Origin of the sequence: Verrucosispora sp. TAA-831, from assembly GCF_050780145.1 — a bacterium.
Classification (GTDB): domain Bacteria; phylum Actinomycetota; class Actinomycetes; order Mycobacteriales; family Micromonosporaceae; genus Micromonospora.
This window is the reverse complement of sequence record NZ_CP192240.1, coordinates 5,946,410-5,965,423: the sequence shown is the minus strand read 5'-3', so window position 1 is coordinate 5,965,423 and position 19,014 is coordinate 5,946,410. Positions and strand designations below refer to the sequence as shown.

The 19,014-nt window shown below is 68.0% G+C and carries 31 protein-coding genes and 1 pseudogene; all 32 read left to right on the top strand.

Annotated elements, in window-relative coordinates:
- Positions 1 to 112 precede the first annotated feature (112 nt).
- The 32 genes and pseudogenes from tuf (at position 113) to ACQVFL_RS26385 (ending at position 19,001) form a co-directional block, all read left to right on the top strand.
- The gene (gene tuf, locus ACQVFL_RS26540; RefSeq protein ID WP_111215579.1) at positions 113 to 1,306 is read left to right on the top strand and encodes an elongation factor Tu; all 1,194 of its coding nucleotides are present in this window, start codon (positions 113 to 115) and stop codon (positions 1,304 to 1,306) included.
- A 350-nt stretch (positions 1,307 to 1,656) separates the two neighbouring features.
- A complete protein-coding gene (gene rpsJ, locus ACQVFL_RS26535) occupies positions 1,657 to 1,965 on the top strand; it encodes a 30S ribosomal protein S10 (RefSeq protein ID WP_007073037.1) in 309 nt (102 codons plus the stop codon).
- Between the two features lie 11 nt (positions 1,966 to 1,976).
- Entirely contained in the window at positions 1,977 to 2,642 is a 666-nt protein-coding gene (rplC, locus tag ACQVFL_RS26530; protein ID WP_396690251.1) for a 50S ribosomal protein L3, read from the top strand.
- The gene (rplD, locus tag ACQVFL_RS26525) at positions 2,639 to 3,289 is read left to right on the top strand and encodes a 50S ribosomal protein L4 (protein ID WP_396690252.1); all 651 of its coding nucleotides are present in this window, start codon (positions 2,639 to 2,641) and stop codon (positions 3,287 to 3,289) included. The genes rplC and rplD overlap by 4 nt, the downstream gene beginning before the upstream one ends.
- The gene (rplW, locus tag ACQVFL_RS26520) at positions 3,286 to 3,588 is read left to right on the top strand and encodes a 50S ribosomal protein L23 (protein ID WP_093403611.1); all 303 of its coding nucleotides are present in this window, start codon (positions 3,286 to 3,288) and stop codon (positions 3,586 to 3,588) included. Before rplD ends, rplW begins: the two co-directional genes overlap by 4 nt.
- Positions 3,589 to 3,600: 12 nt before the next feature.
- Positions 3,601 to 4,440, top strand: coding sequence for a 50S ribosomal protein L2 (gene rplB / locus ACQVFL_RS26515; protein ID WP_117226254.1), 840 nt, complete (start codon positions 3,601 to 3,603; stop codon positions 4,438 to 4,440).
- Between the two features lie 12 nt (positions 4,441 to 4,452).
- Positions 4,453 to 4,734 carry a 30S ribosomal protein S19 gene (rpsS, locus tag ACQVFL_RS26510; RefSeq protein ID WP_067359615.1) on the top strand — a complete coding sequence of 94 codons (282 nt, stop codon included), beginning with the start codon at positions 4,453 to 4,455 and terminating at the stop codon, positions 4,732 to 4,734.
- Between the two features lie 40 nt (positions 4,735 to 4,774).
- Positions 4,775 to 5,230 carry a 50S ribosomal protein L22 gene (gene rplV, locus ACQVFL_RS26505; protein WP_350692880.1) on the top strand — a complete coding sequence of 152 codons (456 nt, stop codon included), beginning with the start codon at positions 4,775 to 4,777 and terminating at the stop codon, positions 5,228 to 5,230.
- Positions 5,230 to 6,084 (top strand): 30S ribosomal protein S3, encoded by an 855-nt coding sequence (gene rpsC / locus ACQVFL_RS26500; RefSeq protein ID WP_131052671.1) that lies wholly within the window; start codon positions 5,230 to 5,232, stop codon positions 6,082 to 6,084. The genes rplV and rpsC overlap by 1 nt, the downstream gene beginning before the upstream one ends.
- 3 nt (positions 6,085 to 6,087) lie before the next feature.
- Positions 6,088 to 6,513 carry a 50S ribosomal protein L16 gene (rplP, locus tag ACQVFL_RS26495; RefSeq protein WP_007465292.1) on the top strand — a complete coding sequence of 142 codons (426 nt, stop codon included), beginning with the start codon at positions 6,088 to 6,090 and terminating at the stop codon, positions 6,511 to 6,513.
- A complete protein-coding gene (rpmC, locus tag ACQVFL_RS26490; protein WP_007073028.1) occupies positions 6,513 to 6,749 on the top strand; it encodes a 50S ribosomal protein L29 in 237 nt (78 codons plus the stop codon). The genes rplP and rpmC overlap by 1 nt, the downstream gene beginning before the upstream one ends.
- A complete protein-coding gene (gene rpsQ, locus ACQVFL_RS26485) occupies positions 6,746 to 7,024 on the top strand; it encodes a 30S ribosomal protein S17 (RefSeq protein WP_396690256.1) in 279 nt (92 codons plus the stop codon). The genes rpmC and rpsQ overlap by 4 nt, the downstream gene beginning before the upstream one ends.
- Before the next feature lie 96 nt (positions 7,025 to 7,120).
- Positions 7,121 to 7,489 (top strand): 50S ribosomal protein L14, encoded by a 369-nt coding sequence (rplN, locus tag ACQVFL_RS26480; protein WP_023358185.1) that lies wholly within the window; start codon positions 7,121 to 7,123, stop codon positions 7,487 to 7,489.
- Positions 7,486 to 7,806 carry a 50S ribosomal protein L24 gene (gene rplX / locus ACQVFL_RS26475; protein WP_350692876.1) on the top strand — a complete coding sequence of 107 codons (321 nt, stop codon included), beginning with the start codon at positions 7,486 to 7,488 and terminating at the stop codon, positions 7,804 to 7,806. Before rplN ends, rplX begins: the two co-directional genes overlap by 4 nt.
- Complete coding sequence (gene rplE / locus ACQVFL_RS26470) at positions 7,806 to 8,375, top strand: 50S ribosomal protein L5 (RefSeq protein WP_350692874.1); 570 nt, start codon at positions 7,806 to 7,808, stop codon at positions 8,373 to 8,375. The genes rplX and rplE overlap by 1 nt, the downstream gene beginning before the upstream one ends.
- A gap of 1 nt (position 8,376) precedes the next feature.
- On the top strand, positions 8,377 to 8,562 hold the full coding sequence (locus ACQVFL_RS26465) for a type Z 30S ribosomal protein S14 (protein ID WP_007073023.1): 186 nt from the start codon (positions 8,377 to 8,379) through the stop codon (positions 8,560 to 8,562).
- A 96-nt stretch (positions 8,563 to 8,658) separates the two neighbouring features.
- The gene (gene rpsH / locus ACQVFL_RS26460; RefSeq protein WP_093403619.1) at positions 8,659 to 9,066 is read left to right on the top strand and encodes a 30S ribosomal protein S8; all 408 of its coding nucleotides are present in this window, start codon (positions 8,659 to 8,661) and stop codon (positions 9,064 to 9,066) included.
- Between the two features lie 16 nt (positions 9,067 to 9,082).
- Entirely contained in the window at positions 9,083 to 9,625 is a 543-nt protein-coding gene (rplF, locus tag ACQVFL_RS26455; RefSeq protein ID WP_203997226.1) for a 50S ribosomal protein L6, read from the top strand.
- A gap of 67 nt (positions 9,626 to 9,692) precedes the next feature.
- Entirely contained in the window at positions 9,693 to 10,082 is a 390-nt protein-coding gene (gene rplR / locus ACQVFL_RS26450) for a 50S ribosomal protein L18 (RefSeq protein WP_396690260.1), read from the top strand.
- A 34-nt stretch (positions 10,083 to 10,116) separates the two neighbouring features.
- Positions 10,117 to 10,731, top strand: coding sequence for a 30S ribosomal protein S5 (gene rpsE, locus ACQVFL_RS26445; RefSeq protein ID WP_093403623.1), 615 nt, complete (start codon positions 10,117 to 10,119; stop codon positions 10,729 to 10,731).
- The gene (gene rpmD, locus ACQVFL_RS26440; RefSeq protein WP_117226245.1) at positions 10,731 to 10,913 is read left to right on the top strand and encodes a 50S ribosomal protein L30; all 183 of its coding nucleotides are present in this window, start codon (positions 10,731 to 10,733) and stop codon (positions 10,911 to 10,913) included. The genes rpsE and rpmD overlap by 1 nt, the downstream gene beginning before the upstream one ends.
- Positions 10,913 to 11,356 carry a 50S ribosomal protein L15 gene (gene rplO, locus ACQVFL_RS26435; protein WP_396690263.1) on the top strand — a complete coding sequence of 148 codons (444 nt, stop codon included), beginning with the start codon at positions 10,913 to 10,915 and terminating at the stop codon, positions 11,354 to 11,356. The genes rpmD and rplO overlap by 1 nt, the downstream gene beginning before the upstream one ends.
- A gap of 233 nt (positions 11,357 to 11,589) precedes the next feature.
- A complete protein-coding gene (secY, locus tag ACQVFL_RS26430) occupies positions 11,590 to 12,915 on the top strand; it encodes a preprotein translocase subunit SecY (RefSeq protein ID WP_396690265.1) in 1,326 nt (441 codons plus the stop codon).
- Complete coding sequence (locus ACQVFL_RS26425; RefSeq protein ID WP_117226242.1) at positions 12,916 to 13,569, top strand: adenylate kinase; 654 nt, start codon at positions 12,916 to 12,918, stop codon at positions 13,567 to 13,569.
- An 89-nt stretch (positions 13,570 to 13,658) separates the two neighbouring features.
- On the top strand, positions 13,659 to 14,510 hold the full coding sequence (gene map / locus ACQVFL_RS26420; protein ID WP_396690267.1) for a type I methionyl aminopeptidase: 852 nt from the start codon (positions 13,659 to 13,661) through the stop codon (positions 14,508 to 14,510).
- A gap of 207 nt (positions 14,511 to 14,717) precedes the next feature.
- Positions 14,718 to 15,221: pseudogene (locus ACQVFL_RS26415) on the top strand (DUF1707 SHOCT-like domain-containing protein); the annotation flags it as partial.
- Between the two features lie 456 nt (positions 15,222 to 15,677).
- Entirely contained in the window at positions 15,678 to 15,899 is a 222-nt protein-coding gene (infA, locus tag ACQVFL_RS26410) for a translation initiation factor IF-1 (RefSeq protein ID WP_007073013.1), read from the top strand.
- Positions 15,900 to 15,990: 91 nt separating this feature from the next.
- Positions 15,991 to 16,104 carry a 50S ribosomal protein L36 gene (gene rpmJ, locus ACQVFL_RS26405; RefSeq protein ID WP_012184307.1) on the top strand — a complete coding sequence of 38 codons (114 nt, stop codon included), beginning with the start codon at positions 15,991 to 15,993 and terminating at the stop codon, positions 16,102 to 16,104.
- A 214-nt stretch (positions 16,105 to 16,318) separates the two neighbouring features.
- Entirely contained in the window at positions 16,319 to 16,699 is a 381-nt protein-coding gene (gene rpsM, locus ACQVFL_RS26400) for a 30S ribosomal protein S13 (protein WP_117226239.1), read from the top strand.
- Between the two features lie 132 nt (positions 16,700 to 16,831).
- Positions 16,832 to 17,239, top strand: a complete 408-nt coding sequence (gene rpsK / locus ACQVFL_RS26395) for a 30S ribosomal protein S11 (protein ID WP_007073011.1) — start codon at positions 16,832 to 16,834, stop codon at positions 17,237 to 17,239.
- Positions 17,240 to 17,253: 14 nt separating this feature from the next.
- The gene (rpsD, locus tag ACQVFL_RS26390) at positions 17,254 to 17,880 is read left to right on the top strand and encodes a 30S ribosomal protein S4 (RefSeq protein WP_350692864.1); all 627 of its coding nucleotides are present in this window, start codon (positions 17,254 to 17,256) and stop codon (positions 17,878 to 17,880) included.
- A gap of 98 nt (positions 17,881 to 17,978) precedes the next feature.
- Positions 17,979 to 19,001 carry a DNA-directed RNA polymerase subunit alpha gene (locus ACQVFL_RS26385; protein WP_074472529.1) on the top strand — a complete coding sequence of 341 codons (1,023 nt, stop codon included), beginning with the start codon at positions 17,979 to 17,981 and terminating at the stop codon, positions 18,999 to 19,001.
- Positions 19,002 to 19,014: the final 13 nt, after the last annotated feature.

Below are 19,014 nucleotides of genomic sequence, written 5' to 3'. Positions count from 1 at the left end.
CAGAACCCACAAAGCTCTCCGGCCGTCAGGTCGGAAAGGCTGTCGACAGAGTCCTAAGCGCCGACCTGGCGCACCGGGGCGAACGAACCAAGAAGTCCACAGGAGGACACCAGTGGCGAAGGCGAAGTTCGAGCGGACTAAGCCGCACGTCAACATCGGCACCATTGGTCACATCGACCACGGTAAGACGACGCTGACGGCGGCCATCACCAAGGTCCTGCACGACCAGTACCCGGACCTGAACCCGTACACGCCGTTCGACGAGATCGACAAGGCGCCGGAGGAGAAGGCCCGCGGCATCACGATCTCGATCGCGCACGTCGAGTACCAGACCGAGGCGCGGCACTACGCGCACGTCGACTGCCCCGGTCACGCCGACTACATCAAGAACATGATCACCGGTGCCGCCCAGATGGACGGCGCGATCCTGGTGGTCGCGGCGACCGACGGCCCGATGCCGCAGACCCGCGAGCACGTGCTGCTGGCCCGCCAGGTCGGCGTGCCGTACATCGTCGTGGCGCTCAACAAGAGCGACATGGTCGACGACGAGGAGCTGCTGGAGCTCGTCGAGCTCGAGGTCCGTGAGCTGCTCTCGGCGCAGGAGTACCCGGGTGACGACCTGCCGGTCGTGCGGGTCTCGGCGCTCAAGGCGCTTGAGGGCGACCCGGAGTGGACCGGCCGGCTCCTGGAGCTGATGAACGCCGTCGACACCGCGATCCCGCAGCCGGAGCGCGAGACCGAGAAGCCGTTCCTGATGCCGATCGAGGACGTCTTCACGATCACCGGTCGTGGCACCGTCGTCACCGGTCGCGCGGAGCGCGGCATCCTCAAGCCGAACGAGGAGGTGGAGATCGTCGGCATCCGTGAGAAGTCGATGAAGACCACCTGCACCGGCATCGAGATGTTCCGCAAGCTGCTCGACGAGGCTCGCGCGGGCGAGAACGTCGGTCTGCTGCTGCGCGGCATCAAGCGCGAGGACGTCGAGCGCGGCATGGTGGTCGTCAAGCCGGGCACCAGCACCCCGCACACGGAGTTCGAGGCGACCGTCTACATCCTCTCCAAGGAGGAGGGTGGCCGGCACACCCCGTTCTTCCAGAACTACCGTCCGCAGTTCTACTTCCGGACCACGGACGTCACCGGTGTCGTCACCCTCCCCGAGGGCACCGAGATGGTCATGCCTGGCGACAACACCACGATGACCGTGAAGCTGATCCAGCCCATCGCGATGGAGGACAACCTCAAGTTCGCGATCCGGGAGGGTGGCCGTACGGTCGGCGCGGGTCGCGTCACCAAGATCATCAAGTGAGCTGGGTAACCCCGATTAGACCCGCCGCCGGTCGTGCGGCATACTAGTCAGGTTGCGTAACGACAGTTCGCTGCCTGTGTTCGGCTCACGCCGAACCTCCGGGTAGGCAGAACAGTCGGGCGTGGGGTGGTTGGCGGCCCGGCCGCCAACCACCCTCGCGCGGCGTTCAGGTCGCGGGTAGCGCGATCGGCGCCTGGACCCACCGCGGTCAGGATCGCTCCGGAATCTCGGGGCGGAGCCTGGCCACAGGGCGCGACACGCCCGACCGCGGGGGTGGGCGAAGAGGGCCTGTACCAGCCGGTACAGGCACCCGCAACACAGCGGCATCGAGAGAAGGAACAGAAGCCACCATGGCGGGACAGAAGATCCGCATCCGGCTCAAGGCCTATGACCACGAGGTCGTCGACTCCTCGGCGCGGAAGATCGTCGAGACGGTGACGCGTACCGGGGCGCAGGTCGCTGGCCCGGTGCCGCTGCCCACGGAGATCAACCGTTTCTGCGTCATCCGCTCGCCGCACAAGTACAAGGACTCGCGCGAGCACTTCGAGATGCGTACGCACAAGCGGCTGATCGACATCATCGACCCGACCCCGAAGACGGTCGACTCGCTCATGCGCCTCGACCTGCCGGCTGGCGTCGACATCGAGATCAAGCTGTAGGGACCGGACACATGGACAGGCAAGTTAAGGGGATCCTGGGCGCGAAGCTCGGCATGACCCAGGTCTGGGACAACAACAAGGTTGTCCCGGTGACCGTGGTTCAGGCCGGCCCCTGCGTCATCACCCAGGTTCGTGACGCCGACAAGGACGGTTACTCCGCGGTCCAGCTGGCGTACGGGACGATCGACCCGCGCAAGGCCAAGAAGCCGCTCCGCGGGCACTACGCCAAGGCCGACGTGGCGCCGCGCCGGCACATCGTCGAGCTGCGCACCGCCGACGCCGGCGACTACTCGCTCGGCCAGGAGATCACGGTCGAGGAGTTCCCGGTCGGCGTCTCCATCGACGTCACCGGCAAGACCAAGGGCAAGGGCTACGCCGGCCCGATGAAGCGGCACGGCTTCCACGGTCTGCGCGCCAGCCACGGTGTCGAGCGCAAGCACCGCTCCCCGGGCTCCATCGGCGCCTGCGCCACCCCGGGTCGCGTCTTCAAGGGCACCCGGATGGCGGGCCGCATGGGTGGCGTGCGCTACACCGTGCAGAACCTGACCGTCCAGGCGGTCGACACCGAGAACAACCTCCTGCTCGTCCGCGGCGCCATCCCCGGCCCGAAGGGCGCGCTGGTCCTGGTTCGCACCGCGGCCAAGACCAAGGCGAAGAAGGGCGGTGTGGCCAAGTGACCACCGTTGACGTCCTGAACACCGAAGGCGCCAAGAGCGGCTCGGTCGAGCTGCCCGCCGACATCTTCGACGTGCAGGCCAACGTCCCGCTGATGCACCAGGTCGTGGTGGCGCAGCTGGCGGCGGCCCGGCAGGGCACCCACAAGACCAAGACCCGCGGTGAGGTCGCCGGCGGCGGCAAGAAGCCGTACAAGCAGAAGGGCACCGGTCGGGCCCGTCAGGGCTCGATCCGGGCGCCGCAGTTCGCCGGCGGTGGCGTGGTGCACGGCCCGGTGCCGCGCGACTACAGCCAGCGCACCCCGAAGAAGATGAAGGCCGCCGCGCTGCGTGGCGCCCTCTCCGACCGGGCGCGCGCCGGACAGGTGCACGTCGTCGAGGCGTTCGTCTCGGGCGAGAAGCCGTCGACCAAGGCCGCGCTGGCCACGCTCGCCAAGCTGACCGAGGCCCGTCGGGTGCTGGTCGTGCTGAGCAGCACCGACGAGCTGAACTGGGTGTCGCTGCGCAACGAGTCGCGGGTGCACCTGATCGAGGCCGGCCAGCTCAACACGTACGACGTGTTGGTGGCCGACGACGTGGTCTTCACCAAGGAGGCCCTGGACGAGTTCCTGGGCGTTCCCGCCGAGACCACCGAGGAGGGTGGCAAGTGAGCACGATCGCCGACCCGCGCGACATCATCGTGGCGCCGGTCGTCTCGGAGAAGAGCTACAGCGAGCTGAACCGGAACTGGTACACCTTCCTGGTGCACCCGGACGCGAACAAGACCGCGATCAAGATCGCCATCGAGCAGATCTTCAACGTCCGCGTCCTGACGGTCAACACGCTCAATCGCGAGGGCAAGCGCAAGCGGACCCGTACCGGGTTCGGCAAGCGCAAGGACACCAAGCGGGCGATGGTGAAGCTGGCTGAGGGAGACCGCATCGAGGCCTTCGGCGGCCCGGTCAGCTGAGGGGTGTAGACAATGGCTATCCGTAAGTACAAGCCGACGACGCCGGGCCGGCGTGGCTCGAGCGTCGCCGACTTCGCCGAGATCACCCGGTCGACGCCCGAGAAGTCGCTGTTGGCCCCGCTGCCGAAGAAGGGTGGCCGGAACGCCCACGGGCGGATCACCGCCCGGCACCAGGGCGGCGGCCACAAGCGCCAGTACCGGCTGATCGACTTCAAGCGGGTCGACAAGGACGGCGTGCCGGCCAAGGTCGCGCACATCGAGTACGACCCCAACCGCACGGCGCGGATCGCGCTGCTGCACTACGCCGACGGCGAGAAGCGGTACATCCTCGCGCCGAAGGACCTGAAGCAGGGCGACGCGGTGGAGTCGGGCCCGGGCGCGGACATCAAGCCCGGCAACAACCTCCCGCTGCGCAACATCCCGGTCGGTACCACGATCCACAACGTGGAGCTGCGTCCGGGTGGCGGTGCCAAGCTGGCCCGCTCGGCCGGCGTCGGCATCCAGCTCCTCGGCCGTGAGGGCGCGTACGCGACCCTGCGTATGCCGTCGGGTGAGATCCGCCGCGTCGACGTGCGCTGCCGCGCCAGCGTCGGCGAGATCGGCAACGCCGACCAGTCAAACATCAACTGGGGCAAGGCCGGCCGGATGCGCTGGAAGGGCAAGCGCCCGACCGTCCGTGGTGTGGCCATGAACCCGGTCGACCACCCGCACGGTGGTGGCGAGGGCAAGACCTCCGGTGGTCGCCACCCGGTCAACCCGCAGGGTAAGCCCGAGGGCCGCACCCGTCGTAAGGGCCAGCCGAGTGACCGGCTGATCGTCCGCCGCCGCTACGCCACGCGTAAGCGCGGCTGAGGGAGATAAGACATGCCTCGCAGCCTGAAGAAGGGCCCGTTCATCGACGACCACCTGCTCAAGAAGGTGGAGACGCAGAACGAGAAGGGCTCGAAGAACGTCATCAAGACCTGGTCGCGCCGCTCCACGATCATCCCGGACATGCTCGGGCACACGATCGCGGTGCACGACGGACGTAAGCACGTCCCCGTGTTCGTGACCGAGGCCATGGTCGGGCACAAGCTCGGCGAGTTCGCGTTGACCCGCACGTTCAAGGGTCACGAGAAGGACGACCGGAAGAGCCGCCGGCGCTGACGCCGCGGGCATACGGATAGAGGATCAAGGGGTTACAGCGATGCCAGGAAAGGGCGACGCTCCGGTGCTTCCGGGCGCGCGGGCGATTGCGCGACACGTGCGCATCTCGCCGATGAAGGCGCGCCGGGTGGTCAACCTCGTCCGCGGCCTGCCCGCGAAGGAGGCGCTCACGGTGCTGCAGTTCGCGCCGCAGGCGGCGAGCGAGCAGGTGTACAAGGTGCTCGCGAGCGCGATCGCCAACGCGGAGAACAACGAGCGGCTGGACCCCGACGCGTTGCTCGTCAGCGAGGCGTTCGTGGACGAGGGCCCGACCATGAAGCGGTTCCAGCCGCGGGCCCAGGGCCGGGCGTACCGGATCCGCAAGCGCACCTGCCACATCACGGTGGCGGTCGAGGCGGTCGCGCCGGCCGCGCCGAAGAAGTCGGCGAAGAAGTCGGCCCCGGCCAAGCAGACCGAGCCGGCCGAGACGCAGAGCAACACGGAGGGCGCCGAGTAATGGGTCAGAAGGTTCACCCGCACGGGTTCCGGCTCGGCATCTCGACCGACTGGAAGTCCCGCTGGTTCGCGGACAAGCTCTACAAGGACTACATCGGCGAGGACGTCAAGATCCGCCGGATGATGTCCAAGGGCCTGGAGCGCGCCGGCATTTCCAAGGTCGACATCGAGCGCACCCGCGACCGGGTCCGCGTCGACATCCACACCGCCCGGCCGGGCATCGTCATCGGCCGTAAGGGTGCGGAGGCCGACCGGATCCGCGGCGAGCTCGAGAAGCTCACCGGCAAGCAGGTGCAGCTCAACATCATCGAGGTGAAGAACCCCGAGTCGGACGCGCAGCTGGTCGCCCAGGGCGTCGCCGAGCAGCTCTCCAGCCGGGTCAGCTTCCGCCGGGCGATGCGCAAGGCGATGCAGTCGGCGATGAAGAACCCGATGTGCAAGGGCATCCGGGTGCAGGTCTCGGGCCGCCTCGGTGGCGCCGAGATGAGCCGCACGGAGTTCTACCGCGAGGGTCGGGTTCCGCTGCACACGCTGCGGGCCAACATCGAGTACGGCTTCTTCGAGGCCCGTACCACCTTCGGCCGCATCGGCGTGAAGGTCTGGATCTACAAGGGTGACGCGGTGCCGGGTCGGGAGACCCCGACCGAGGCTCCGTCGCGCCCGCGCCGGGAGCGCGGTGACCGCCCCGAGCGGCCGCGTCGTGGTCGGTCCGGTTCGTCCGGCACGACCTCCGGTGGCACCGAGGCCGGCCGCGCTGCCGCGACGACCGTCGCGCAGCAGGCCGAGACGCCGAGTGGCGAGCCGGTGGACGCGTCCGCCGTCGCCGCCGCGGCAGAAACGCAGCAGGAGGGCTGACAGATGCTGATGCCGCGCAAGCCCCCGAAGGGCTTCCGCAAGCCGCACCACCCGGACCGCAGTGGCGCGTCCAAGGGCGGCAACCGGGTGGTGTTCGGCGAGTTCGGGATCCAGGCTCTCGAGCCGGCGTACGTGACCAACCGGCAGATCGAGTCGGCGCGTATCGCGATGACCCGCCACATCAAGCGTGGCGGCAAGGTCTGGATCACCATCTTCCCGGACCAGGCCCTCACCAAGAAGCCGGCCGAAACCCGGATGGGTTCCGGTAAGGGTTCGCCGGAGTGGTGGGTCGCCAACGTCAAGCCGGGGCGGGTCCTCTTCGAGATGTCCTTCCCCAACGAGCAGATCGCGCGAGAGGCGATGCGCCGCGCGATCCACAAGCTCCCGATGAAGTGCCGAATTGTGACGCGCGAAGTGGGTGAATCCTGATGGCAGCGGGCGTTAAGGCCTCCGAGCTGCGTGAGCTCTCCGAGGAGGAGCTGGTCACGAAGCTGCGTGAGGCCAAGGCGGAGCTGTTCAACCTCCGCGTGCAGGCCGCGACCGGTCAGCTGGACAACAACCGGCGGTTGCAGGTCATCCGTCGGGAGATCGCCCGGATCTACACGATCATGCGTGAGCGCGAGCTGGGGCTCTCGGCCGCGCCGACTGAGGTGACTGCTTCATGAGCGAGAACACGACCGCCACCCAGCAGCGTGGCCGCCGGAAGGTCCGCGAGGGCCTCGTGGTCAGCGACAAGATGGACAAGACCGTCGTGGTCGAGGTCGAGGACCGGGTCAAGCACGCGCTGTACGGCAAGATCATGCGCCGTACCAGCAAGCTGAAGGTCCACGACGAGCAGAACTCCGCCGGTATCGGCGACCGCGTCCTGATCATGGAGACCCGGCCGCTGTCCGCCACCAAGCGGTGGCGAATCGTGGAGATCCTCGAGAAGGCCAAGTAGCGAAGGCTCGAGCTCGGCCGAGATCGGTCGGGCGCAGGTTCCGCCAGGCTCCGGCCGCCCCGGCGGCCGGAGAACCGGCAGACATAGGAGATAGACGTGATTCAGCAGGAGTCGCGACTGCGCGTCGCCGACAACACGGGTGCCCGGGAGATCCTGTGCATCCGGGTTCTCGGTGGCTCCGGTCGGCGCTACGCGAGCATCGGCGACGTCATCGTGGCGACCGTCAAGGACGCGATCCCGGGTGCCGGTGTCAAGAAGGGCGACGTGGTCAAGGCCGTCATCGTCCGTACCGCCAAGGAGCGGCGGCGGCCGGACGGGTCGTACATCCGCTTCGACGAGAACGCCGCCGTCATCATCAAGGACGGTGGGGACCCGCGCGGTACCCGTATTTTCGGCCCGGTCGGTCGTGAGCTGCGGGACAAGCGGTTCATGAAGATCATTTCTCTCGCGCCGGAGGTGTTGTGACCGTGAAGGTCAAGAAGGGCGACACGGTCGTCGTCATCGCCGGCAAGGACAAGGGTGCCAAGGGCAAGGTCATCGCGGCCTACCCGCGGCAGGACAAGGTCCTGGTCGAGGGCGTGAACCGGGTCAAGAAGCACACCCGCATCAGCACCACTCAGCGTGGCGCCAAGACCGGTGGCATCGTCACTCAGGAGGCCCCGATCCACGTCTCGAACGTGATGGTCGTGGACTCCGACGGCAAGCCGACCCGCGTCGGTTACCGGATCGACGACAACGGCCAGAAGGTCCGCGTCGCGCGTAGCACTGGTAAGGACCTGTGATGACCACGGCTACCGAAACCAAGACCATGCCGCGCCTCAAGGAGCGGTACCGCAACGAGATCGTGGCCCAACTGCGCGAGCAGCACGAGTACGGCAACCCGATGCAGGTGCCGCGACTGGTCAAGATCGTCGTGAACATGGGTGTCGGCGAGGCCGCTCGGGACGCCAAGCTCATCGACGGCGCGGTCCGCGACCTGGCCACCATCACCGGCCAGAAGCCGCAGGTCCGGCGGGCGACGAAGTCCATCGCGCAGTTCAAGCTCCGCGAGGGCATGCCGATCGGCGCGAAGGTGACCCTGCGCGGCGACCGGATGTGGGAGTTCCTGGACCGGCTGCTCTCCATCGCGCTGCCGCGTATCCGTGACTTCCGCGGCCTGGACGGGCGCAAGCTCGACGGGCACGGCAACTACACGTTCGGTCTGACCGAGCAGTCGGTGTTCCACGAGATCGACCAGGACAAGATCGATCGCCAGCGGGGCATGGACATCACGGTGGTGACCACCGCCACGACCGACGACGAGGGCCGGGCGCTGCTGAAGCTCCTGGGCTTCCCGTTCAAGGAGAACTGAGATGGCCAAGAAGGCGCTGATCCTCAAGGCGGCCGCGAAGCCGAAGTTCTCGGTTCGCGCGTACACCCGCTGCCAGCGGTGCGGGCGTCCCAAGGCGGTCTACCGCAAGTTCGGTCTCTGCCGGGTGTGCATCCGGGAGATGGCCCACCGCGGTGAGCTGCCCGGCGTGTCCAAGGCTTCCTGGTAATAGCCCGGCGCGCTTCGGCGCATCTGCTGGACTGTCTCTTCGCCGTAGGCCTGCGCGAGTCGCGGGAACCCCGGCGAGAAAGGTTGACGAGTTTTCATGACGATGACCGACCCGATCGCAGACATGCTCACGCGTCTGCGTAACGCCAACCAGGCGTACCACGACCGGGTGACGATGCCCTACTCGAAGATCAAGGCCAACATCGCCGAGGTCCTCAAGTCCGAGGGTTACATCGCCACCTGGGCGGTCGAGGAGCCCGAAGAGGGCGCCGTCGGCAAGCGACTGGTCGTCGAGCTGAAGTACGGCCAGAACCGGGAGCGGAGCCTGGCCGGTATCAAGCGCGTCTCCAAGCCCGGTCTGCGGGTGTACGCCAAGTCGGACGGGCTCCCGCGGGTGCTCGGTGGGCTGGGCGTGGCGATCATTTCGACGTCCCAGGGGCTGCTCACCGACCGGCAGGCCCGCAAGCGGAGCGTTGGCGGGGAAGTCCTCGCCTTCGTCTGGTAACGGGAGACAGGTAGAAATGTCGCGAATTGGACGTAAGTCGATCCCGGTGCCCTCCGGCGTCGACGTGACGATCGACGGCCAGACCGTCAAGGTCAAGGGCCCCAAGGGCGAGCTGTCGCACACCCTGGCCGCGCCGATCACGATCGAGCGGGCCGAGGACGGGCAACTGAGCGTCAACCGCCCGAACGACGAGCGCAAGGCCAAGGAACTGCACGGCCTGAGCCGTACCCTGGTCGCCAACATGATCGTCGGGGTCACCGAGGGCTACCGCAAGAGCCTGGAGATCGCCGGCACCGGTTACCGGGTCACCGCCAAGGGCAAGGACCTGGAGTTCGCACTCGGGTTCTCGCACCCGGTGCAGGTGCAGGCGCCCGAGGGCATCACCTTCACGGTGGAGCGGCCGACGCTGTTCCACGTGGCCGGTATCGACAAGCAGCTCGTCGGTGAGGTCGCCGCCAACATCCGGAAGATCCGCCCGCCGGAGCCCTACAAGGGCAAGGGCGTGAAGTACCAGGGCGAGGTCATCCGTCGCAAGGCTGGTAAGGCGGGCAAGAAGTGACCGCGTTCGCTGACACCAGGGCGAGGTCATCCGCCGGCCGCGAGGCCGTGAGAAAGGCAGGTAAGAAGTGAGCGCCACGCTGCTCAAGCGCCGCCGCGGCGTCGCCGCCAAGCGTGCCGTCGGGCGTGCGCGTCGGCACTTCCGGGTCCGCAAGCACGTCAGTGGCACCGCCGAGCGTCCGCGCCTGGTGGTCACCCGTTCGCTGCGGCACATCGTGGCCCAGATCGTGGACGACACCAAGGGGCACACCCTGGCGTCGGCCTCGACGCTGGACGCCTCGGTGCGCGGTACCGAGGGCGACAAGAGCGCCCTGGCCGGCAAGGTCGGCTCCCTGCTCGCCGAGCGGGCCAAGGCCGCCGGCGTCTCCAAGGTCGTCTTCGACCGCGGTGGCAACCGGTACGCGGGGCGGGTCGCCGCGCTTGCCGACGCCGCCCGCGAAGCCGGGCTCGAGTTCTGACAATCCCCGTCACGAGAGAGAAGGAAGGCTGCTGATGCCAGGTCAACAGCGCCGTGGCGGCGGGTCCGGTGGCAACGAGGGTGGTCGCCGCGACAACCGCCGTGAGGGCGGCCGCGGAAACGCGCCCGCCGAGAAGACCCCGCACCTCGAGCGGGTCGTCGCGATCAACCGCGTCGCCAAGGTCGTGAAGGGTGGTCGTCGCTTCAGCTTCACCGCCCTCGTGATCGTCGGCGACGGCGACGGCACCGTGGGCGTGGGCTACGGAAAGGCCAAGGAGGTGCCCGCGGCGATCGCCAAGGGTGTCGAGGAGGCCAAGAAGCACTTCTTCAAGGTGCCGCGGATCGGTTCCTCGATCCCGCACCCGGTCACGGGCGAGGACGCCGCCGGTGTGGTGCTGCTCAAGCCGGCCTCGGCCGGTACGGGTGTCATCGCCGGTGGTCCGGTCCGTGCCGTGCTGGAGTGCGCGGGCATCCACGACGTGCTCTCCAAGAGCCTCGGCTCGTCGAACCCGATCAACATCGTGCACGCCACCGTGGCGGCCCTGAAGGGGCTGGAGTCCCCGGAGGCTGTCGCGGCGCGTCGGGGCCTGCCGGTGGAGGACGTCGCTCCGGCCGCCATGCTCGCCTCGCGGGCGGAGGTGGCCTCCTGATGGCACGTCTGAAGGTCACCCAGCTCCGGTCCGACATCGGGACCAAGCACAACCAGCGTGAGTCGCTGCGGTCGCTCGGTCTCAAGCGGATCAACGACGTGGTGGTCAAGGAGGACCGGCCCGAGATTCGCGGCATGATCTTCAAGGTGAGCCACCTCGTGAAGGTCGAGGAGGTCGAGTAATGACGATCAAGGTCCATCACCTGCGCCCGGCGCCGGGGGCCAAGACCGCGAAGACCCGGGTGGGTCGCGGTGAGGGCTCCAAGGGCAAGACCGCCGGTCGCGGTACCAAGGGTTCGAAGGCCCGGAAGAACATCCCGGCGGCGTTCGAGGGTGGGCAGATGCCCATCCACATGCGCCTGCCGAAGCTGAAGGGCTTCAAGAACAAGTTCAAGGTGGTCTTCCAGGTGGTCAACCTGGACCGCCTGGCCGAACTGTTCCCCAACGGTGGTCAGGTCGGCCCGGCCGAGCTGGTCGAGGCCGGTGCGGTCCGCAAGGGTCACCCGGTCAAGGTCCTCGGCACCGGGGACCTCGGCAACGTGTCGCTCCAGGTCTCGGCGCACGCGTTCAGCGCGTCGGCCAAGGAGAAGATCGCTGCCGCCGGTGGTTCGGCCACCGAGCTGTAAGCAGGTACGAGCGATGGCGCCCGCCAGTTGATCGAAGCTGGCGGGCGCCATGGTCTCCACAGGGCCTGTGCGCCCGGTAACATCGGATTCGGTTTATGTAGCCGGGCACATCTGCCCGGACGGGGATCGGGCTGTTAGAGTCCCTTCCCAGCCATGGATATCGGGCACCTGCCCGGCACCCACCCCAAACCGCCAGGGACGACCGGCGGCCCGCCTCGCGCAGGAGGAAGAAGTTGCTGTCCGCCTTTCTCAGTGCGTTCCGTACGCCTGACCTGCGCAAGAAGCTGCTGTTCACAGTAGGCATCATCGCGATCTACCGGCTCGGCGCGACGCTGCCCAGCCCAGGCGTGTCGTACGGCAACGTCCAGCAGTGCCTCGACACCATCGACGGCTCGACCGGGGTCCTGAACCTGCTCGACCTCTTCTCCGGTGGTGCGCTGCTCCAGCTCTCGGTCTTCGCGTTGGGCATCATGCCCTACATCACCGCGTCGATCATCTTGCAGCTTCTGACAGTGGTGATCCCGCGGCTCGAGCAGCTCCGCAAGGAGGGCCAGGCCGGCCAGGCGAAGATCACCCAGTACACCCGCTACCTGACCCTGGGGCTGGGTGTCCTGCAGGCGTCCGCGTTCGTGGCACTGGCCCGCTCCGGACAGCTCTTCAACAACCAGTGCGACCAGTTCCCGATCATCCCCGAGGGCACCGGCATCCCGGACTGGCTGACCCTGTCCATCCTGGTGATGACGATGACCGCCGGTACCGGTGTGGTCATGTGGCTGGGCGAGCTGATCACCGACCGTGGCGTCGGCAACGGCATGTCGGTGCTGATCTTCACCTCGATCGCCGCCCGCCTCCCCAGCGAGGGCTGGCGGATCAAGGAGAGCCAGGGCTGGGCCAAGTTCTTCCTCGTCATCGCCCTGGTCCTGGTGGTCATCACCGCGGTCACCTTCATCGAGCAGGCGCAGCGCCGGATCCCGGTGCAGTACGCCAAGCGCATGATCGGCCGGCGGATGTACGGCGGCACGTCGACCTACATCCCGTTGAAGGTCAACCAGGCGGGTGTCATCCCGGTCATCTTCGGCTCGTCGCTGCTCTACCTGCCGCAGTTGGCGCTGCAGTTCTTCGACCAGAACGACCCGGGTCAGACGCAGGCGTGGATCCAGAACAACCTGGTCGACCCGACCAGCCCGATCTACATCTCGGTCTACTTCCTGCTGATCATCTTCTTCACGTACTTCTACGTGTCGATCACGTTCAACCCGACCGAGGTCGCGGACAACATGAAGAAGTACGGCGGCTTCGTGCCGGGCATCCGCCCCGGCAAGCCGACCGCCGACTACCTGGACTTCATCCTGAGCCGGATCACGCTGCCGGGGGCGCTGTACCTCGCGATCATCTCGATCCTGCCGAACTTCTTCTTCATCTGGCTGGACCGGCAGCAGTACCTCAACTTCCCGTTCGGCGGTACCGCTGTACTGATCATGGTCGGTGTGGCTCTGGAGACCAGCAAGCAGATCGAGAGCCAACTGATGCAGCGGAACTACGAAGGGTTCCTGCGGTAGATGAGACTGGTTCTGGTTGGCCCACCCGGGGCGGGCAAGGGAACGCAGGCGGAGTTCATCGCCGCGCACGTCTCCGTGCCGAAGATCTCGACCGGTGACATCTTCCGCGCCAACGTGTCGCAGGGCACCCCGCTCGGGGTCGAGGCCAAGCGCTACATGGACGCCGGCAAGTTGGTGCCGGACGAGGTCACCATCAACATGGTGCGGGATCGTCTCGCCGAGCCGGACGCGTCCGAGGGCTTCCTGCTCGACGGCTTCCCGCGGACCACTCCGCAGGCCGCCGCGCTGGACAAGCTCCTGGCCGACCTCGGCACCGCGCTGGACGTCGTCCTGGAGCTGGTGGTCGACGACGACGAGGTGATCCGCCGGCTCTCCGGCCGGCGTACCTGCCGGGGCTGCGGCAAGATCTGGCACGTCGAGTTCGACCCGACCAGTCGGGACGGCATCTGCGACCGGTGCGGTGCCGAGCTGTTCCAGCGCGACGACGACAAGCCGGAGACGATCGCCGCTCGCCTGCGCGAGTACGCGGAGAAGACCGCGCCGCTGGTGGACTACTACGGTGCCCAGGGCAAGCTGGTCGGGATCGACGCCACCGGTCCGGTGGAGGACGTCACGGTCCGCGCGATCGACGCCCTGCGGTCCTACGGCGGCTGAGATCGGCGTAGTCGCCGGCCGGATAGAGTGCGAACAGCGGGGTACGTCCGGCGTGCCCCGCTGGTTCGGCAACGAAAGGTAGCGCCCCGATGCGTCGTCCCCAGCTGGACATCCAGCTGAAGACCCCCGAGCAGATCGAGAAGATGCGTGCCGCCGGGCTGGTGGTCGCCGAGGCGTTACACCGGATGCGCGAGGCGGTGGCGCCTGGGGTGAGCACCGCCGACCTGGACGCGATCGCCGAGTCGACCATCCGCGAGGCCGGTGGCGTCCCCTCGTTCAAGGGCTACCACGGCTTCCCGGCGTCGATCTGCTCGTCGGTGAACGAGCAGATCGTGCACGCGATCCCGTCGCCGGACCAGGTGCTCGCCGAGGGCGACCTGATCTCGATCGACTGCGGTGCGGTGCTCGACGGTTGGCACGGCGACGCCGCCATCACCGTCGGGGTGGGGGAGGTCGACCCCGCGCTGCTGCGGATGGCGACGGTCGCCGAGGACGCGATGTGGGCCGGTATCGCCGCCGCCGCCCGGGGCGCGGCCAGCGGCAAGGGCCGACTGACCGACATCTCCCACGCGGTGGAGAACGCGGTCCGCAAGGGCGGCCGGTACGGCATCGTCGACGGCTACGGCGGCCACGGCATCGGCACCGAGATGCATCAGGACCCGCACGTACTCAACCACGGGCGTCCGGGCAAGGGGCCGCGTCTGGTGCAGGGCATGGCGCTGGCCATCGAGCCCATGATCACCATGGGTTCGCCGCGTACCGCCGAACTGGCCGACGGTTGGACCGTGGTGACCCGGGACGGGTCCCGCGCGGCGCACGTCGAGCACACCATGGCGCTGCTCCCGGACGGGGTCTGGGTGCTGACCGCCCGGGACGGCGGCCGGGCCCGCCTCGGTGATCTGGTCACCGCCCGCCAGCCCGCCGACTCCTCGGCCGGCTGAGCCCACCGACGCTCGGCGATCGGCCGCGCCGTCGGCTCTCTGGGCGGCTCTGTCCGGTCGTCGGTCGTGTGACGTTCGACACCACCGGAGCCCTGTGCTCACTCTCCGTGATTGGAGGCGGGGTGGTCGAGTCGGCTCCGGCGTGACGGCGGGCGGCCGTACGACGTCGGTTAGCCGGACTGGCGGCACGATGGCATGCTTGCCGACATGGACGGGCGGGACGGGATGCGGGCAGCGAACTCCGACCGGCAGGCCGTCGCCGAACGGCTCCGCGAGGCGCTCGACGAGGGCCGGCTCGACCTGCACGAGTACGACGACCGGTTGCAGCGCGCCTACGCGGCACGGACGTACGCGGAACTGGACGCTCTGACGGGTGACCTGCCTGGGGCGCTGCCGGCGCGGCAGGAGCCGGATGCGCCGGTGCTGCCCGACGGCGGGCGTGGGGTGACCGTCCGCTGGCTCGTCGACGTGTGGGAGCCGTGGCTCAAGACCGTCGGCATCGTCGTCGCGATCTGGGCGGTCACCTCGTTCGCCGCCCGCGATCTGGTCTACTTCTGGCCCATCTGGGTCGCTGGACCGTGGGGCGCGGTGCAGGTGGTGCGTACCGTCACCGGGTTGAGCACCGGGGAGCCGCAGCGGTGGGCGGCGCAGCAGGAACGCCGCCGGCAGCGGCGGAAAGAGAAGAAGGCCCGCAAGCGGGAGCGGGCAGCGCTCGTCGACGAGCAGCCCGGCGAGATCGCCGCCACGGCGACCGGATTCACCGAGCCGGGCGCGGGGCGGAACCGGCTTAGCACCGACACCGGGCCGGACGCGGTGCCCGAGTCGGCCGGGGCGGACCTGCGCGCCGAGGAGCTGGGCGCGGAGGCGGGTGGCGGTACGCGCGCCGAGCCGGAGGCCACCGGCGGGATGCGCCGTGCGGAGCGCGACGCGGCGGGCTGAAAGCCGGGTTTGTCCACCTCGTGGGCGTACTCTGGCCGGTCGGTTTGGCGGCGGCGTGCAGGCGGGCGTACACTTTCTGATCGGCGCACAGCGTCCACTCCGCCATGCCCACCAGCGCTTCGGTGGGACGCGGAGCCGCGGCTGGCGCGGGAAATCTGATCTTGATCAGTCACCCGTGTAAGACGTTGTGGGCCGTCCGGAGTAACCGACGTCAGGACAGCGGAGGACATGCCGAAAAAAGACGGAGCCATCGAGATCGAAGGTCGGGTCATCGAGCCCCTGCCGAACGCCATGTTCCGGGTGGAGCTCGCCAACGGCCACAAGGTGCTGGCTCACATCAGCGGCAAGATGCGGCAGCACTACATCCGCATCCTGCCGGAGGACCGGGTCGTCGTCGAGCTCTCGCCGTACGACCTGACTCGCGGGCGCATCGTCTACCGCTACAAGTAAGCCTGACGGCGGCCGGAAATCGTCCCGTGTCCGTCTTCGACGTCCGGTGTCGCGCCTCGTGGCGCCGGGCCAGATGGGAAGTAAGGCAACCGTGAAGGTCAAGCCGAGCGTCAAGAGGATCTGCAACAAGTGCCGGGTTATCCGCCGGCACGGCCGGGTCATGGTGATCTGCACCGACCCGCGCCACAAGCAGCGCCAGGGCTGAACCAGCCCACACATCACACATGCTCGTCCCAGCCGCGGGCGGTGCGCAGCGCGTACTTTCTCGTGGTTGACCCCCGGTCGGAGGCCGGGGCCCGCTCGGGCAGCGACCGATCCCGGTCGCCGGCGTGTTTCGCGCCGGAAAGACGGGACGGCCGCGTAGCGGGGTGGGACGGGACCACACCTCCGGCAGAAAACCACAAGGAGTACGCCCGCAGATGGCACGTCTAGTCGGCGTGGATCTCCCCCGCGAGAAGCGGCTGGAGATTGCGCTCACCTACATCTTCGGCGTGGGTCGTACCCGCGCACTGGAGACGCTCGCCGCCACCGGCATCTCGCCGGACAAGCGCGCCCGGGACCTCACGGACGAGGAGCTGGTCCAGCTCCGTGACCACATCGAGGCCAACTACAAGGTAGAAGGCGACCTGCGCCGCGAGGTCGCCGCTGACATCCGCCGCAAGGTCGAGATCGGCTGCTACGCGGGTATCCGGCACCGCCGGGGACTGCCCGTCCGTGGCCAGCGGACCCGCACGAACGCGCGTACCCGCAAGGGCCCGAAGCGGACGGTCGCCGGCAAGAAGAAGCCCGGCAAGAAGTAGTAGTTCTTAAACCGGAATTCTGGTCCTTCTCCGCCGAGGTCGGCCGGACTCCCACCGGAGCCGGTGTCTACGGAAGTAGCGGGGCGAGAGACCGGAACCCGATCGAGAACCCAAACAGGAGCGCACAGACTTATGCCACCGAAGGCTCGTGCCGGAGCCGCAGTCAAGAAGGTCCGGCGCAAGGAACGCAAGAACGTCGCCCACGGGCAGGCGCACATCAAGAGCACCTTCAACAACACCATCGTGTCCATCACGGACCCGACCGGTGCCGTCATCTCGTGGGCCTCCGCCGGCCAGGTCGGCTTCAAGGGCTCGCGCAAGTCGACTCCGTTCGCCGCGCAGTTGGCCGCCGAGGCCGCCGCGCGTCGGGCCATGGAGCACGGCATGCGCAAGGTCGACGTGTTCGTCAAGGGACCCGGCTCCGGCCGGGAGACCGCCATCCGTTCGCTGCAGGCGGTGGGTCTGGAGGTCGGGCAGATCTCCGACGTCACCCCGCAGCCGCACAACGGGTGCCGTCCGCCGAAGCGTCGTCGGGTCTGAGAGGTTAGAGAGAGATGGCTCGTTACACCGGTGCTGACTGCCGCCGTTGCCGGCGGGAGAAGATGAAGCTGTTCCTCAAGGGCAGCAAGTGCGATGGTCCGAAGTGCCCGTTCGAGTCCCGGCCGTTCCCGCCCGGGCAGCACGGCCGCGGTCGGACCAAGGAGACGGAGTACCTGCTCCAGCTCCGTGAGAAGCAGAAGGCTCGCCGGGTCTACGGCGTGCTGGAGAAGCAGTTCCGCGGTTACTACGAGGAGGCCGTGGCCAAGCAGGCCAAGACCGGTGAGGTCCTCCTGCAGATCCTCGAGTCGCGGCTGGACAACGTGGTCTACCGGGCCGGCTACGCCAAGTCCCGGGACATGGCCCGCCAGCTGGTCAAGCACGGTCACTTCACGGTGAACGGCAAGAAGGTCGACATCCCGTCGTACCGCGTCAAGGAGCACGACATCATCGAGGTTCGGGTGAAGAGCAAGGAGCTCACCCCGTTCATCGTGGCGCAGGCCGAGGCCGGCTCCAAGACGGTTCCGGCGTGGCTTGAGGCCATCCCGAGCCAGATGAAGGTGCTCGTGCACTCGCTCCCGGCCCGCCAGGTGATCGACACCCAGGTCCAGGAGCAGCTGATCGTCGAGCTCTACTCCAAGTAAGGGCTCGTTGCGGTGGCCCGCCCGGCGACGGGCGGGCCACCGGAACACGTTGTGTCGTGGACGTCATATAGCGGGCGTCCCGGAAGAGAAGAGAAAACATGCTCATCAGCCAGCGACCGTCTCTCTCCGAAGAGTCGATCAACGAGACCCGGTCCCGGTTCACCATCGAGCCGCTGGAGCCGGGCTTCGGCTACACCCTGGGCAACTCGCTGCGGCGTACGCTGCTGTCGTCCATCCCCGGTGCGGCGGTCACCTCGATCAAGATCGATGGTGTGCTGCACGAGTTCACCACGATCCCCGGGGTCAAGGAGGACGTGGTCGAGCTCGTCATGAACATCAAGGAGCTCTGCGTCAGCTCCGAGCACGACGAGCCGGTCAGCATGTACCTGCGCAAGCAGGGCCCGGGCGACGTGACCGCCGGTGACATCCAGCCCCCGGCCGGTGTCTCGGTGCACAACCCGGACCTGAAGCTCGCCACCCTCAACGGCAAGGGCCGGCTCGACATGGAGCTGACCGTCGAGCGGGGTCGGGGCTACGTCACGGCGGCGCAGAACAAGCAGGCGGGTGCCGAGATCGGCCGGATCCCGGTCGACTCGATCTACTCGCCGGTGCTCAAGGTGACGTACCGGGTCGAGGCGACCCGTGTCGAGCAGCGGACCGACTTCGACCGGCTGATCATCGACGTCGAGACCAAGCCGTCGATGGGCCCGCGTACCGCACTGGCCTCGGCCGGTTCGACGCTGGTGGAGCTGTTCGGGCTGGCCCGGGAGCTGGACGAGACGGCGGAGGGCATCGACATCGGCCCGTCGCCGCAGGACGCGCAACTGGCGGCGGACCTGGCACTGCCGATCGAGGAGCTGGACCTGACCGTCCGCTCCTACAACTGCCTCAAGCGCGAGGGCATCAACTCCGTTGGTGAGCTCATCGGGCGTACCGAGGCCGACCTCCTCGACATCCGCAACTTCGGCCAGAAGTCGATCGACGAGGTCAAGATGAAGCTCGCCGGAATGGGTCTGGGGCTGAAGGACTCGGCTCCGAACTTCGACCCGGCGCATGTCGTGGACACCTTCGGCGAGGCCGACTACGACACCGACGACTACCGCGAGACCGAGCAGCTCTAGTCCGCGCTGCCGC